This window comes from Plantactinospora sp. A48 (assembly GCF_055793945.1).
In genome coordinates this window covers 17,911-31,558 of record NZ_JBTIXF010000073.1, presented here as the reverse complement: position 1 = coordinate 31,558, position 13,648 = coordinate 17,911, and the positions used below count along the sequence as shown (strand labels likewise).

Sequence of the window (13,648 nt, the reverse complement as noted above, 5' to 3'; positions counted from 1 at the left end):
ACGGCCAGCCCCCGGTTCTTCTCCCCCGCCCCCCACGAAGGGGACGCGAGCCCCCCCCCCCCCCCCCCCCCCCCCCCCCTCACCCCCTCCCTGCCTTCTCCACCCCCCCCCCCCCCCCTCCCCCCCCCCGCCGTCGGGTGGGTGCCCAGGGTCGCCGGTCGGCGGTCGGCGCCGGGCACCCGCCGGACGGGTCAGGAACCGAGCCTGCGCAGCGGGCCGGTCAGATCCGCGAAGTTACGGGTGCTCATGGCCTGCACACCCGCGGTGTGGTCGCCGTTGAACGGCGTCGTCCCGCCGGGGCAACCGGCCGCCGTGGCCTCCGCCGGCGAGTTGAACCAGAAGCCCAGGTGGTACGTGTGGATCGGCGCGAACGGCGGGTTGCTGGTGGCGTCCACCCGCGGGTGGGTGTTCGGCGCCGGGCCACGGCCGGGGGCGACGGCGAACGTCTCGATGTTGAACCGGCCGATCACCGTGACGGAGGCCCGGCCGTACCGGTCGGAGCGCAGGTCGCTCTGGTACCACGAGACGCCGAACGGCGCGTTCGGCAGTTGCAGGACGAACAGGTCGAAGTTGGTCGCCGGCGGCAGGCCGTAGGCCGTCACGGTCATCGACTCGTTCAACTCGCGGGCGACGATCCGGACCGTCGCATGGGCGTTCCGCAGGCAGTTCGCCTGCACGGCCGTGGCGGAGCGGACCATGCTGAACGTCAGACTCTGGCTGGCGGCGGTGGCGGCGGTGACGGTCATGCCCGAGGCGACCAGCGTGCCGGCCGCGGTGACGGTGACGAGTGCACCGATGATTCTGGCGCGCGTGTTCATGGTTGACTCCCTGAAAAAATGGCTGGCGGGTGGGCGGCGGGTTGATGGGAGACGGCGTGCTGGTGGGAGGCGGCGTGCCAGCCACCAACCGACGACCGAGCAGGGCGATAAGGACAGCTCGGACATAGAGGAAGTTATGGCGACGGATGCCGTCAGGCAAGGTATTAGCCTTGGATCCGTCAATATGAGGAGCATTCGTGAGCATCGTGTTGCCTCGGTCCTACCTCGACATGCCACGCTGGTGGCGCGGTGGCCAGGACTGGCTGGCCCAGCTACCGGACACGGTCGACCAGCAGTGCCACCGCTGGCGGTTACGGATCACCGGCGAGCCGGTGCACGGCTCGAACGCCCTGGTGGTACCCGTGGAACGGGCCGGCGAGCCGTACGCGCTCCGGATGCACCAGCCCGGCGACGAACTCGCCGAACAGGTGCGCGCGGTGGAGTTCTGGGCCGGCCGGGGCGTGGCGCGGCTGTTCGCCGCCGACCAGGACACCGGCGCCATGCTGCTGGAACGGCTCGACCTCGAGCGACCGCTACGGGCCGTACCGCTGCGGGCCGCGATGACCGTGCTCGGCGGCCTGATGCGCCGGCTCGCCGTGCCGGCACCCGCCGACGTGCCGGCCACCACCGACCTGGCCGCGAAGCTGCACCACCGCCTGCCGGCCGACTGGCGACGGCTGAACCGGCCGTTCCCGGAACCGGCCCTGACCGCCGCGCTCGACGCCGCGGCCCGGCTGTCCCGGCCGGGCCCCGATCCCGATCTCTCGGTCAACGGTGACCTGCACACCGACCAGGTGCTCGGCGGCCGGCGCGAACCGTGGCTCGTCGTCGACCCGGTGCTGTTGCGTGGTGACCCCGGCTACGACCTGGCCCGGGTGTTGTGGACCCGGATCGACGAGATGTCGACGGTGGACGAGATCCTGGCCTGTCTCGACGTCGTCGTGACGGCTGCCGAGTTGGAGCCCGGACGGGCCCGGGACTGGGCACTGCTGCGTACGGTCGACTACTGGGTCTGGGCCCTCGACGCCGGCCTGACCGTCGACCCGGCCCGATGCCGGCGGCTGGTGACCGCGTTGCTGGGTTGACCAGCGTGCGACCGGATCGCGCCGGCACGCCGGCCCGACGCCACCGGGGGTGGGGGGGGGGGGGGGGGGGGGGGGGGAAAGAGGGGGAAACGGAGAGGCCAGGGAACTGAAAATTACCGCGTGGGGGGGTGCGCAGGGCTTGAGTGGGGTGGCCGCCGCCCGCCCAACGCCCGACTGTCAGGGCCCCGCGCCGGCTGCCAGCGCCGCGAGATCGGCGGCCCGGACGAGCGGCCGGACCGTGTCCCCGCCGTGCAGGTACAGCACGCAGTCGGTCGGGCTGAACCGCACCGAAATGGCCCGGCCCGCGTACCGGGCGGCCAGCCGGACGAGGATGGGTACCGGATCGGCGGGCAGCGGTGCGGGACCCGACCGGGGTGCCGGGACCGGTACGTCCGGGGCGGCCGGCACCGCGCCAGCCAGTTCCAGGTCGAGGTTCGTGAGCAGGGTCGCGACGGCATCCCCGACGGTGGCGTCGGTCGGGAAACCGTCCGGCGGCACCGATGCGGCAGGTGACAGCAGTCGCAACCGCCATCGGGGACCGCCCGGCCACCGCAACACCGGCTCCGACGCCGGCCTGGGCACCCCGTCCCGCAGCGTCACCACGAGCACCAGGCCGAGGCCGCGGGCCAGCCGGACCAGCGCGGCCGGCGACAGCGCCAGGCCACCGTCCCCGGTGGGCCCGGCGAGTTGACCGAACCGGACCAGCCGGCGCGGAACCCCGGTGTCCGCGCCCGCGTCCCGGCCGATGATCACCCGCCACGGCTCCCGCCCGCACTCAGCGACCGCCCGAGCCTCCAGTTCGTACCGCCGGGTGGCCGGCAGGTCCGGACGCCATTCCGGCGGCAGCCGGAGCGTCAGTTCATCGGGCGTACCGGTGACCCCGACGAAGCCGGCCAGCTCCCGGATCCGGTCCGTCAACGTCACCCGCCAGCCGCCGTCCGGAGCTGGGCTGGCGGGCAGATCGCCGGGCTCCACGGTGTGCGACCGGACCGCCCCGGTGTCCACATTGGCCACCGTCAGGGCCAGCTGCGCCCGGCACCGCCGCAGTTGGCCGCAGGTCCGACACCCGCCCGCGGGCACCCGCGTCCCGCCGGCACAGGTGGGGCAGGCGATCATCGGAACCGGGTCAGTCATCGACCCCGCCCTCCGGCGCGACCTGCGCGGTGCACGGCCCGGCGTGATCCGCCCGGCGGACGCACCGGCGCCCGCCCACCAGCCGCCGGTCGCAGAAGACCCGATGGTGGACGTCCTGCGCATCCTCGGCGGAGACCGTGGTCTCACCCGGGTCCAACTCGATGAGGAAACCGAGTGAGCGGGCCAGCGTGCCGGCGAAGTGCCGGGCCGCGGCCAGGTCCGGCGCCACGAACGGCAGGTGCGCGACCCAGCGTGACCTCATCGCGCCACCTCCCCGACCGGCAACCGGCAACCCGACGGACCGGCCGGACGTGCCCCTTGAACCGACGCGCCCACCGGACCACGACACCCGGCGGGAACACCCCGACCGGTGAATGGTGGTGGGCAGATCAAGCGCTCGGCGCGGAAAAATACGCGCACGACAGCATCACCCTTTCCTTGCGGAATGGCTTCGAGTGGTGTTGCCGGTGGAATGTCGACGACCGGCCGCGCCGTTCGAGGCCATCCTGAAGGCCGGTACGCGGCATTGCAATGAGTAACCGGTCCTGCGCGGCGAGTATTTGAACTTTTTCGGCCGATGTTGCAAAAACGCGGCTCAGACGGTCCTTACATCGGCCGCGACGCTTGCAAGGAAGGGCACCTTGTTATCGCTTTTTGTATAGGAAGGGCCCCCTGTTACCCCTCCGGGGCGCGGGACGCCGGTCAGGCCCGACGCGTCAGGCCCCGGTCACACCGTCGACACCGAGTCGCAGCATGTCGGCGTGGCCGTTGTGCCGCGCGTACTCCCCGATCATGTGGATCAACACGAACCGTAACGTGGCCGGTTCGGCACCGGGCTGGGCGAGCGGGGTGTCCAGCGACAGGCCCGCCGACGCCGCGCGGGCCGCGTCCATCTCGGTGAGCAGCGCGGCGTACTCGGCCTCGGCCCGGGCGGGGTCGAGATCCTCGAAGTCGGCGTCCGGCCGCTCGGGGGTGGAGTAGAGACCGGCGACCGACTCGCCGAGCAGTCGACGGCGGAACCAGATTCGCTCGACCTTGGCCAGATGCCGGATCAGGCCGAGCAGCGACAGGTTGGTGCCCGGCACCGTCGTACGGGCGAGTTGCTCCCCGGTGAGGCCGGCGCACTTGTGCAGCAGGGTGGCGCGGTGCCAGTCGAGCAGGCCACGCAGCAGCTCGGGCTCGTCTGCCGCCAGCGATCCGGTGGGCCGGGTGATCTCGGGAGCGGTCCAGGTCATCCGCCCATGATGCCAAGACGACGACCCTCGATGATCAGTCAGGCATTGTAGAGAAATCTTTCTAGAGTTATCTTTAGCAAATGTCGGAGCCCCCCGGACACGTCGAACTGACCGATCCCCGCGCCCTGCGGGCGTACGCCCATCCCCTGCGGCTGGCCCTCGTCGGCCTGCTGCGCCGGGAGGGTCCGCTGACGGCGACCCAGGCCGCCCGCGCGCTCGGTGACAACGTGCCGAACTGCTCGTTCCACCTGCGGCAGCTGGCCAGGTACGGCCTGGTCGAACGGGTAGCCGGCGCCGACGCCCGGGAACGGCCGTGGCGAGCGACCGCCCTGACCACCCGCTGGCAGAACCCCACCGACGACCCCGGTACGGAGGCCGCCGTCGACCACCTCGACGCCGTCGTCACCCGGCGCCACTACGACCGGGCGATGCGCTGGCTGGCGCAGCGGTCCAGCGAACCGGCCCAGTGGCGCCGGCACACCGGACCGGCGGACGCGCTGCTCTTCCTCACCGCCGACGAACTGGCCGACCTGCTGCGCCGACAGGAGGACCTGATCGCCGAATACCGGCCCCGGCAGACCGATCCCAGCCGCCGGCCGCCGGGCGCGCGGGCGGTCAGCATCGCGCAGTACGTCACCCTGTACCGGGCGGACGACGCCGAGGAGCCGGCATGACCACCCGGGTCGCGCCGCCAGCCGCGTCCGGGGCGCTCACCCTGCTCCGCCGTACGTCGTTCCGGCGCTACTGGACGGGACAGACCGTGTCCCTGCTCGGCGATCAGATCACCGAACTGGCCCTGCCGCTGCTGGCCGTGCTGATCGCCGGGGCCGGACCCGCCCAGATGGGCTTTCTGACAGCGGCGGCGCTGGTGCCCAACCTGCTGTTCTCGCTGGTCGCCGGCGCCTGGGTGGACCACCGCGCCGACAAGCGCCGGCTCATGATCGTCGCGGACCTGGGCCGGGCCGCCGCCCTGCTCACCGTACCGGCGCTCTACCTGACCGGCTGGCTGGCGATGCCCCAGCTGTACGCGCTGGCTTTCGCGGTCGGCACCCTGAGCGTGCTGTTCGAGGTCTGCCGTACCACGCTGTTCGTGTCGCTGGTCGGAACGGCGGACTACCTGCCGGCGAACGCCCTGCTGAACGGCGCGCGGGCGTTCTCCTTCGTGGCCGGCACCAGCGCCGGCGGCCTGCTGGTGCAGTTCCTCACCGCGCCGGTGGCACTGGTGGTGGACGGGCTGTCGTACCTCTGTTCCGCCTGGGTCCTCAGCCGGATCCACCCGGTCGAACCGGAACCCACCCGGGAGCGGGGTCTGGGCGTACGACGTGGCCTGGTCTTTCTGGCCCAGTCACCGGTGATGCGGGCGATCGTGGCGGCCAGCACCACGATGAACCTGTTCAACTTCATGTTCCACGCCCTGTTCATCCTGTACGCCACCCGGTACCTGGGCATCCCGCCGGGCGTACTGGGGGTGACGCTGGGCGTCGCCGCCGTCGGCTCGCTGCTCGGCGCCACGCTGGCCCACCGGCTCGCCGAGCGGTTCGGGGTGGGACCCATGCTCGTGGTCGGCTACATCCTCTTCCCCGCACCGCTGGTGCTGATCCCGCTCGCCCACGGGTCGTACCCGGTGGTGCTGGCGATCCTCTGCGGGGTCGAGTTCGCCAGTGGCGCCGGGGTGATGATCCTGGACATCGTCGGCGGTTCCATCCAGAGCAGCGTGGTGCCGGACGAGCTGCGGGCGCGGGTGTCCGGGGCGTACCGGACGCTGAACTACGGCATCCGGCCGGTCGGCGCGCTGCTGGGCGGGGCGCTCGGCACCACCCTCGGCGTCCGGGCCGGCCTGTGGATCGCCACGGTCGGCGCGATCGGTGGGGTGTTCTGGCTGCTCGCCTCCCCCGTACCGCGACTGCGCCGCCTGTGACGACCGGCCGGCCCGACTACGGCGCCCGGCCCGGCAGCGGCGCCACGTCGACGGCACTGGCGCCACGTCGATGGCACTGGCCGGGTCGGCGGTACCGGCGCCGCCCCGGCGACAGCGGCGCGGGGCCGGCGGCGGCGGCGGCGGCGCCGATCCTCCGCCCGGCGGGCGAACGCGGTCAGGCGGCCAGCCGCCGGGCCAGCACCAGTTCGCGGCGGACGCCGTCGGGCATCAGGTCGCCCGGTTCACCGGTGAGCTCGAAGCCCTGCCGGCGATACAGCCCGATCGCCGCCTTGTTGTCCGGCACCACCGCCAGTCGGAGTGTCGCCGCCCCGCGTTCCCCGGCCCAGCGCACGATCTCGGCCACCAGCCGGTCGCCCACGCCCCGGCCGCGGGCCACCGGCGACACCCACATCGAGATCAGTTCGGCCGTGTCCGCGGGGTCCGTCGGCGTCCCGCTGGCCATGCCCGCCGGCTCGCCGTCCAGCAGGGCCACCACGTTGTACGCCGCCGCCAGCCGGGACCGCCAGCGCTCCTCCCGGTCACCTGCGCCCTGCCAGTCGGCCAACGTCGACCCGAAGGCGTACGGCGCCTCCGCCAGGGCGGCCAGCCGCAGCTCCCGCCAGAGTGGCCAGTCGTCCTCGGTGAGCACCCGCAACTCGATCATGTCGCGCAGCATGCCGCACCAGCCCGCCCGGGGCCACGGAGTTGTACCGTCGACCCCGTTGAAAGGGGGCCCTTCCTATACAAAAAGCGATAACAAGGTGCCCTTCCTTACCCACGGACGGCCAGGAACTCCATCCGGGGGAGTTGGACGCCGGTGTCCCGTACCGTCCCGGACGCCGCCTCGACCGCGTACAGCCGTCCGTCCGCCCCGGACACGAACAGCCACTGTCCGTCCGGGGACCACACCAGCCGATCGCCGTCGGAGCGGCCCGGTTCCACCGGTACGTCCAGCCGCCGCTCGGCGCCGGTACGCAGGTCGAGCACGATCACGGCCGGGCTGAGCGGCGAATCCGGCGTGACGATGGCGGCCCGGGCGCCGTCGGCGGAGAGCACCCCGGTGGCCAGCTCGGACTCGCCGATCCGGCTCCGCAACCGGTGCCGGGCGCCCGTACCCCGGTCCACCACCACTGTCGCGCAGTGGTACCTCTCGTCGCACTCCCGGGCGATGGCCCGGGTCGGTCCGACGGCCAGCAGGCTGCCCGAGGTGATCCGGTGGACGCCGTCCGGACGGATCGAGTAGCTGCCACCCGACGCGGTGTAGAGCGGATAACCCGCCCCGTCGGACGCGGGAAAGCCGGACATCCCGGTGGGCACCGCCAGGGCGAGGTGCCGGCTTCGACCGTCCATGCCGACCAGGTCCAGCCGGCTCCGGTCGTCGCCGAACAGCCACAGGGTCCCCGGGTCCGGGCCGGGGACCACCGCCACCCCGCCGCCCAGCGCGCCGGTCAGCGGCCGGGCCGGCCCGCCGTCCGGTACGACGTAGCCGGCCACCGCGTCCAGCGGGCGGATGATCACCCGATCCGGACCGGCCAGGAACGCCACCGGTCCCCCACTGGCCAGGCCCGGTACGGCGGTGGTGGTCACCCGACCGCGCGCGAACTCGATCCGGACGACCACGTCGCCGCTCCAGCCGAACAGTTGCCAGCCGGCGGAGATCCCGAGCAGCGGGTGCCCGACGTCGATCACGCCGGGAACCGCTGGCGCCGGCTCGGCCGGGCCTGTCGGGGCGACTCCGGTCGCGACACCGGTCGGGGCAGGCGTCGGAGCGACGACCGGATCGGCCCGGTCGAGGCGTACCCCGAAAATCAGCGCGGCCACGGCGACCAGGGCGGCGACCGCCACCGGCAACCACCGGGGCCAGCGGCGACCCCGTTCGCCGGTACGCCGGGTGCCATGCTCCAGGATGTCGGGCCCGGCGAGAGACTGGTCGGGGTCCATCGCGTCATCATGGGCCCGGCAAGGTCCGATCGACAAGGCGGGCCAGCGGCGCGCTCCCGGGCGGCCGTGCGGCACCGCCGCCCGAACGTCCCGGGGCGAGCCTGGTCGCAGTGTCCGGCCGCGGCCCGGGTCGCGGTCGGGACTCGGCCGGGACGGACCCGGGTGGTGTCTCGTGAATCTTCTTCGGGTGCGGTGAAACAACCGGGATGGTCACCGGCATATGAGGGTGTCACGGCACCGTGAGGTGAAGGGAGACCTCGATGAAGCAGCATGAGTCGGAATGCCTACCGGCGGTCGACCGGTGAACTCCGACGCGGAACTCCTCGCCGCCTCTGGACGGGATCCGGCAGCGTTCCGCGAACTCTACGACCGGTACGCGGCCGGGGTGTTCGGCTTCTTCCAGGCCCGCACGGGCGATCGCGAGGCGGCGCTCGACCTGACCGCCGAGACCTTCGCCCAGGCCTGGCAGTCCCGGGACAGGTTCGTCGACGAACGCGGCGGCACGATCGGGCCGTGGTTGTTCGGCATCGCGCGCCACCTGCTGCTGAAGGTGGTCCGGGACCGTCGGCTCAGCGCCGAGGCTCGGGCCAGGCTGCGGATGCAGTGGTCCCGGACGGCCGTGGTGCCCGACCCGGCCTGGGCCGTGGGGCTGGACGTCGACCTGGCGGCGGCCCTCGCCCAACTGCCGGACGGGCAACGCCGGGCCGTCGAGCTGCGCGTGCTGGAAGACCAGCCGTACGAGCGGGTCGCGGCGGAGCTGGACTGTTCACCGACCGCCGCCCGGATCCGGGTCTCCCGCGGCCTCACCACCCTGCGCGACACACTGACCATCAACTCCCGGGAGACCTGAACATGACACACGACACCAATCTGGAACTGCGGGCGCTCGGCGACGAGTTGGAGCGGGCCGTCACCCGCGCGATAGCGGCCGAACCGGTGCCCAGGCGGCTGCGGTCCCAACTGCGGTCCCGGTTGCGGTCCCGGGCCGCCGTGGTGGCGCTGGCCTCGGTCGGCGTGCTGGCGGTCGGCACCGGCGCGGCGGCGGCCGTGGGCCTGCTGTCCTCGCCGACCGTCGAGCACGGCATGCCCGGCGGTTCGGCGGTCTTCACCGGGACCGACCCGTCCTGCACCAGCACGGACAACGTGGTGTTCACCTGTGAGCTGAAGCGGACCCCGACCGTCGAGCGGGAGCCCGACTTCACCGGTAGCAAGTTCCTCTTCGTGGACGACCAGTCCAGGATCGCCGGCGGCTGCATCGGGCAGGATGTCGCCGGGCTGCACTGGAAGTGCTACGCCGGCCAGCGCGCCGTCGAGGAGAACATCCTCGTGGCGGACCTGCTGGGCCAGCACCAGGACGGTCCCGGACACGGCTGAGCCGGGCGTCAACGAGGAGCCGCGGACCGATCCACCCGCTCGGGTGATCGATCCGCGGACCCGACCGGTCAGTGGCGGCCGGCGACGACCCGGGTCCGTACCGGCCGTACCCGTGGGTTCGCGCCCACGCCGGGCCGGCGGACCGGTGAACCGGGCCGCCGGGACGCGGCCTCCACCGGCCGGGCGGCCGGTTCGGGCCGGCGGGCCGCCGGCACCTCGACCCCACGCAGGCCGGCGACGCGGACGTAGACCTCCCGCTTCTCGCGGGCCAGGCCCCGATCGTCCAGCACGTAGCCGGTGATCCAGGCCCATCCGTGGTACGTCGGTGCGTCGCTGACGCTCACCACCCGCAGCACGATCGCCCGTGCGCCAGCGAACTGCACCGATGCGGCCTCGCCGACGAACACGCATTCGCCTGGTGCCGGTGCGGTCATGTGCCACCCTCCACGGTCCACGGAACAGAGGGCGTAGCGGCGGGGCCACGAGGGCACCCACCGCCACACCCCGTGCAGACACGGTGGCATGAGCGGAACAAATCCGCAATATGCGGATTAGTGTAATGCATTTCGTATTCTTCGCGACACGCGCAGGTTGCTAGGTGGCCGGCGGTGCCCCGGGGAAGATCTGAGACGTGGCCCTCCGCCAGAGCCCGACGGTCAAACGTCGACGCCTCGCCCTCACCCTGCGCCAGCTGCGCGAACGCGCCGGACTCAGCGCGGCCGACGCGGCCCGGGCGGTGGACCACGACGCCAGTTGGCTCTCCCGGATCGAGACCGCCGAGGTCAGGCCACACCCCAACGACGTACGCGCGCTGCTGGCGCTGTACGGCGTGCCGGGCAGTCAGGCCGAAGCCGTGATCGCGGTGGCCCGGCAGGCCAAGCAACGCGGCTGGTGGCAGCAGTACAGCGACGTACTGCCGGACTGGTTCGTGACCTACCTCGGGATGGAGTCCGAGGCGTCGGTGATCCGGTCGTACCAGTGCCAGATGGTGCCCGGCCTGCTACAGACCGAGGGTTACGCCCGGGCCGCCATCGAGGGAGCACCGGTGCCGATCCGGGACGACGAGATCGAGCGTCAGGTGGCGCTGCGCATCGAACGACAGGCGATCGTGGCCGCCGAGGACCATCCCACGCTGCTGGTGATCCTGGACGAGGGCGCGGTGCGCCGGCTGGTCGGGGGCGCCGAGGTGATGCGGGACCAGATCGACCGGCTGGTGCGGGAGTCCACCCGTACCCGCATCCGGATCCAGCTGCTGCCCTTCTCCACCGGCACCGGCTTCGACGGCAGCTTCGTGATGCTGGACTTCCCGCCCCTGCCCGATCCGTACCCGGACGCCGCCGAGGGCAGGCTCGTGTACGTCGACACGCTCACTGGCGCGTTATATCTGGAGGGACCCGCCGAGGTCTCCGCCTACTCCGCGGCTTTCGAACAGCTCGCGGCCGCCGCGCTGGCGCCCCGGGAGACCCGGGACCGCCTGCGTCAGATCGCCAGGGAACACATTTCATAGAAAGCGAGACTGCCATGGACCTGTCAGAAGCGCGGTGGCGCAAAAGCACCCGCTCCGGCTCCTCCGGAGACTGCGTCGAGGTCGCCGACAACCTGCCCGGCCTGGTCGCCGTGCGCGACAGCAAGGACCCGGAGGGACCCGTCCTGAACTTCCGGCCCGCCCCGTGGGCGGCCTTCGTCGCTCGACTCGCCCGACGGTGACACCCGGTTGTCGGGGGCGGCGCCCGACGCCCGGGTACCGCGCCCGACAACGGGTACCGCGTGACATCAGCCGACGGTGAAGCCGACCGCCTGCGCGATCACCACGGCCTGGTCGGCGTTGATCCGCGCGCCCCGGACCGTGGTGGTGGTCGGATCGAGCGCCGTGAGGTCACTGCCCCGCAGGTCACAGCCGGTGAAATTGGTACGCAGCAGCGTCGCACCCGAGAGATCCACGTCGGTGAGAGCGGCGTCGGTGCAGTTCGCGCCGGTCAGATCGACTTCGCGCATCCGTACCCCCTGGATGGTCACTCCGCGCAGGTCGGCGTTCGGCAGGGCCACGAAGGACCAGTCACCACCGGTGACCCGTAACGGGCGCAGGTCGCAACCGTCGAACGCGCTTCCGGTCAGTTTGCAGCCGGTGAACTCCGTCTCGAAGAGGTTGCACCGCCTGAACTGGCAGCGCAGGAACGCCGAGTCGGTGTGCCGGGACGCGTTGAACCGGACGTTGCCGAAGACGCAGTCGGTGAAGGTGGTGCCGCGGCTCATCGCCTCGCCGAGGTCGACGTGGAAGAACTCGCACCGCACGTACGCCCGGTCGGTGATCTCCTCGCCGTACCAGTCGTCGTTACGGAACGTCGTGTCCTCGACCAGCTCTGCCACCCGGTCGACGGTACGGCAGCCGTCCGACGGGGCCGACGCACGGAACCGGGACCGGCGGACGTGCCACCGGTCCCGGCGCGTTAAGCGGGGGCCCTTCCTATACAAAAAGCGATAAGAAGGTGCCCTTCCTTACCGCTCGGCCAGGCCGAACCGGACGGCGCCCTGGGCGTCGACGGCGGCGTCGAGCGCCTTGTCGTCCAGCAGCTGCGCGGCGTCGGGGTCCAGGAAGATCCGGGCGCCGGAGTTGTCCACCACCTGATCCCCCTGGGCCGGCGACTCGGCCAGCGAGAGGGTCAACGCGCCGGCATCCGCGTCGGTGGCGATGCGCAGCCCGGCACCGTCCGGCACCTCCTGCTGGGCGGTCAGGTCGCGGATCACCAGCACGGCGTTGTCGGTCAGAGTCAGCATGAATTCTCCTCGTGGGTTCTCGTCGCGGTCACCCGGCGGGCCTGGACAGGCCCGTCTGCGAGCACACGGGGGAGGCTGGTCAGGCGCGGGTCGGCGCCCGGACCACGGCAAGATCGTTCGCTGTCAGAACCTCGATGGTTCGCTGTCGCAAAGGCGGGCAGGGCAACGGCCGTTCGCGTCCCACCATGCCGGCGTGGTGTCGACGCGTCAAATCGGGGCGCCCGCGCCAGACCGAAGACAACGGCGAACTTCTGGTGTTTTTATCCCTTTTGCCAGCTTATTCCGCCTAGGCTACCGCCAGGAGGTCCGCCATGGAGAGTCCGAAACGGTACGCGGCCGAGTTCCTCGGCACCCTGCTGCTGGTCTTCTTCGGCGTGGGTAGCGCCATCGCCGCGCTGGTCGAGGGCGGCGCCGTGGTGGTCGCGCTGTCCTTCGGTTTCATCCTGCTGGTCCTCGCCTACGTCCTCGGACCCGTGTCGGGCAGTCACCTCAATCCGGCGGTGACCCTGGGCGTACTGATCAGCGGCAAGATCACCACCGTGGGTGCCGTCTCGTACTGGATCGCACAACTGCTCGGCTCGCTGGTGGCCTCCTTCATCCTCTGGGCGCTGGTCCGCTGGGGCGGCGTGACCGACCAGACCGGCCAACTCGGCACCAACTCCTACGGCACGAACATCAACCTCGGCGGCACCATGGTGCTGGAGACCGTGCTGAGCTTCCTGTTCGTACTGGCCGTCCTGGTGGTCACCAGCCGGGCCGAGTACGCGGGTTTCGCGGGCCTGGTGATGGGCATCGCGCTCGCCGCGGTCCTGCTGGTGGGCATCACCCTGGACGGCACCTCGGTCAACCCGGCCCGGTCCTTCGGCCCGGCGCTCTTCGAGGGCGGCAGGGCACTTTCCCAACTGTGGGTGTTCATCCTCTTCCCGCTGCTGGGCGGCCTGCTCGCCGCGCTGGTGTCCCCGCTCATCCTGAGCGGCCCGGAGACCCGACACGGCCCGCACCACCCGGACAACCCCGCCCCGCCCCGCCCGACCAGCGGCTACCACTGACATCCCGCTCCCGCTGAAAGGAAGGGCCCCTTCTTATCGCTTTTTGTATAGGAAGGGGCCCTTCCTAACCCCATGACGGAAGAGAGCCGCGGAAACCCCGAGCGGACAGGCGGCGATTGTCACCGGCGGTTCGCGGGGCACTGGGCGAGCCAAAGTGGAACGCCTGGCCGCCGACGGGCGCCACCACCGTGGTGTCCAGCACCGGCACGACGAAGACGCGGCCCGGGAGGTGACCCTGGTTTCCCGAACCTCGCAGGGTCCGCCGACCGCACCCGCGGTCCCTCCGGCGGTCGGCCCATCTGGCGGTCAGGTCCGTCCG

The 13,648-nt window shown here is 71.9% G+C and carries 17 protein-coding genes; 8 read left to right on the top strand and 9 right to left on the bottom strand.

Translation table 11 applies throughout. From position 1 onward, the window contains the following. Positions 1 to 191: 191 nt before the first annotated feature. On the bottom strand, positions 192 to 818 hold the full coding sequence (locus tag ACXN5W_RS26490; protein ID WP_473161105.1) for a hypothetical protein: 627 nt from the start codon (positions 816 to 818) through the stop codon (positions 192 to 194). Positions 819 to 1,015: 197 nt separating this feature from the next. Between ACXN5W_RS26490 and ACXN5W_RS26485 the strand changes: the two genes are divergently transcribed. After that, positions 1,016 to 1,903, top strand: a complete 888-nt coding sequence (locus tag ACXN5W_RS26485; RefSeq protein WP_473161104.1) for an aminoglycoside phosphotransferase family protein — start codon at positions 1,016 to 1,018, stop codon at positions 1,901 to 1,903. A 177-nt stretch (positions 1,904 to 2,080) separates the two neighbouring features. Here the strand turns inward: ACXN5W_RS26485 and ACXN5W_RS26480 are convergent, their stop codons facing one another. The 3 genes from ACXN5W_RS26480 to ACXN5W_RS26470 all read right to left on the bottom strand — a co-directional run bounded on the left by ACXN5W_RS26480 (position 2,081) and on the right by ACXN5W_RS26470 (position 4,272). Next, positions 2,081 to 3,037, bottom strand: a complete 957-nt coding sequence (locus tag ACXN5W_RS26480; RefSeq protein WP_473161103.1) for a hypothetical protein — start codon at positions 3,035 to 3,037, stop codon at positions 2,081 to 2,083. Beyond that, complete coding sequence (locus ACXN5W_RS26475; RefSeq protein ID WP_473161102.1) at positions 3,030 to 3,299, bottom strand: hypothetical protein; 270 nt, start codon at positions 3,297 to 3,299, stop codon at positions 3,030 to 3,032. Before ACXN5W_RS26475 ends, ACXN5W_RS26480 begins: the two co-directional genes overlap by 8 nt. A 454-nt stretch (positions 3,300 to 3,753) precedes the next feature. Continuing rightward, positions 3,754 to 4,272, bottom strand: coding sequence for a DinB family protein (locus ACXN5W_RS26470; RefSeq protein ID WP_473161101.1), 519 nt, complete (start codon positions 4,270 to 4,272; stop codon positions 3,754 to 3,756). An 80-nt stretch (positions 4,273 to 4,352) separates the two neighbouring features. Between ACXN5W_RS26470 and ACXN5W_RS26465 the strand changes: the two genes are divergently transcribed. Both ACXN5W_RS26465 and ACXN5W_RS26460 read left to right on the top strand, forming a co-directional pair. Further along, positions 4,353 to 4,946 carry a helix-turn-helix domain-containing protein gene (locus ACXN5W_RS26465; protein WP_473161100.1) on the top strand — a complete coding sequence of 198 codons (594 nt, stop codon included), beginning with the start codon at positions 4,353 to 4,355 and terminating at the stop codon, positions 4,944 to 4,946. Beyond that, complete coding sequence (locus ACXN5W_RS26460) at positions 4,943 to 6,190, top strand: MFS transporter (RefSeq protein ID WP_473161099.1); 1,248 nt, start codon at positions 4,943 to 4,945, stop codon at positions 6,188 to 6,190. The genes ACXN5W_RS26465 and ACXN5W_RS26460 overlap by 4 nt, the downstream gene beginning before the upstream one ends. Positions 6,191 to 6,365: 175 nt before the next feature. Here ACXN5W_RS26460 and ACXN5W_RS26455 read toward each other — a convergent pair whose 3' ends face one another. Together ACXN5W_RS26455 and ACXN5W_RS26450 are read right to left on the bottom strand one after the other, a co-directional pair. Beyond that, positions 6,366 to 6,854, bottom strand: a complete 489-nt coding sequence (locus ACXN5W_RS26455; RefSeq protein ID WP_473161098.1) for a GNAT family N-acetyltransferase — start codon at positions 6,852 to 6,854, stop codon at positions 6,366 to 6,368. A gap of 107 nt (positions 6,855 to 6,961) precedes the next feature. Beyond that, positions 6,962 to 8,131 carry a TolB family protein gene (locus ACXN5W_RS26450; protein WP_473161097.1) on the bottom strand — a complete coding sequence of 390 codons (1,170 nt, stop codon included), beginning with the start codon at positions 8,129 to 8,131 and terminating at the stop codon, positions 6,962 to 6,964. 280 nt (positions 8,132 to 8,411) lie between these two features. Here ACXN5W_RS26450 and ACXN5W_RS26445 point away from each other — a divergent pair, with 280 nt between their 5' ends. Together ACXN5W_RS26445 and ACXN5W_RS26440 are read left to right on the top strand one after the other, a co-directional pair. Beyond that, positions 8,412 to 8,981 carry an RNA polymerase sigma factor gene (locus tag ACXN5W_RS26445; RefSeq protein ID WP_473161096.1) on the top strand — a complete coding sequence of 190 codons (570 nt, stop codon included), beginning with the start codon at positions 8,412 to 8,414 and terminating at the stop codon, positions 8,979 to 8,981. A 2-nt stretch (positions 8,982 to 8,983) separates the two neighbouring features. Continuing rightward, the gene (locus ACXN5W_RS26440; RefSeq protein WP_473161095.1) at positions 8,984 to 9,505 is read left to right on the top strand and encodes a hypothetical protein; all 522 of its coding nucleotides are present in this window, start codon (positions 8,984 to 8,986) and stop codon (positions 9,503 to 9,505) included. Positions 9,506 to 9,573: 68 nt separating this feature from the next. Here the strand turns inward: ACXN5W_RS26440 and ACXN5W_RS26435 are convergent, their stop codons facing one another. Further along, a complete protein-coding gene (locus ACXN5W_RS26435; RefSeq protein ID WP_473161094.1) occupies positions 9,574 to 9,939 on the bottom strand; it encodes a hypothetical protein in 366 nt (121 codons plus the stop codon). Between the two features lie 197 nt (positions 9,940 to 10,136). Here ACXN5W_RS26435 and ACXN5W_RS26430 point away from each other — a divergent pair, with 197 nt between their 5' ends. Together ACXN5W_RS26430 and ACXN5W_RS26425 are read left to right on the top strand one after the other, a co-directional pair. Continuing rightward, positions 10,137 to 11,012: a helix-turn-helix domain-containing protein gene (locus ACXN5W_RS26430; RefSeq protein WP_473161093.1), complete on the top strand. Its 876-nt coding sequence runs from the start codon at positions 10,137 to 10,139 to the stop codon at positions 11,010 to 11,012. A gap of 14 nt (positions 11,013 to 11,026) precedes the next feature. After that, on the top strand, positions 11,027 to 11,212 hold the full coding sequence (locus ACXN5W_RS26425) for a DUF397 domain-containing protein (RefSeq protein ID WP_473161092.1): 186 nt from the start codon (positions 11,027 to 11,029) through the stop codon (positions 11,210 to 11,212). 66 nt (positions 11,213 to 11,278) lie between these two features. Here the strand turns inward: ACXN5W_RS26425 and ACXN5W_RS26420 are convergent, their stop codons facing one another. Both ACXN5W_RS26420 and ACXN5W_RS26415 read right to left on the bottom strand, forming a co-directional pair. Next, the gene (locus ACXN5W_RS26420; protein WP_473161091.1) at positions 11,279 to 11,872 is read right to left on the bottom strand and encodes a pentapeptide repeat-containing protein; all 594 of its coding nucleotides are present in this window, start codon (positions 11,870 to 11,872) and stop codon (positions 11,279 to 11,281) included. Positions 11,873 to 12,001: 129 nt separating this feature from the next. Next, a complete protein-coding gene (locus ACXN5W_RS26415) occupies positions 12,002 to 12,280 on the bottom strand; it encodes a HesB/IscA family protein (RefSeq protein ID WP_473161090.1) in 279 nt (92 codons plus the stop codon). A 311-nt stretch (positions 12,281 to 12,591) separates the two neighbouring features. Between ACXN5W_RS26415 and ACXN5W_RS26410 the strand changes: the two genes are divergently transcribed. Further along, a complete protein-coding gene (locus ACXN5W_RS26410; protein WP_473161089.1) occupies positions 12,592 to 13,329 on the top strand; it encodes an MIP/aquaporin family protein in 738 nt (245 codons plus the stop codon). Positions 13,330 to 13,648 lie beyond the last annotated feature (319 nt).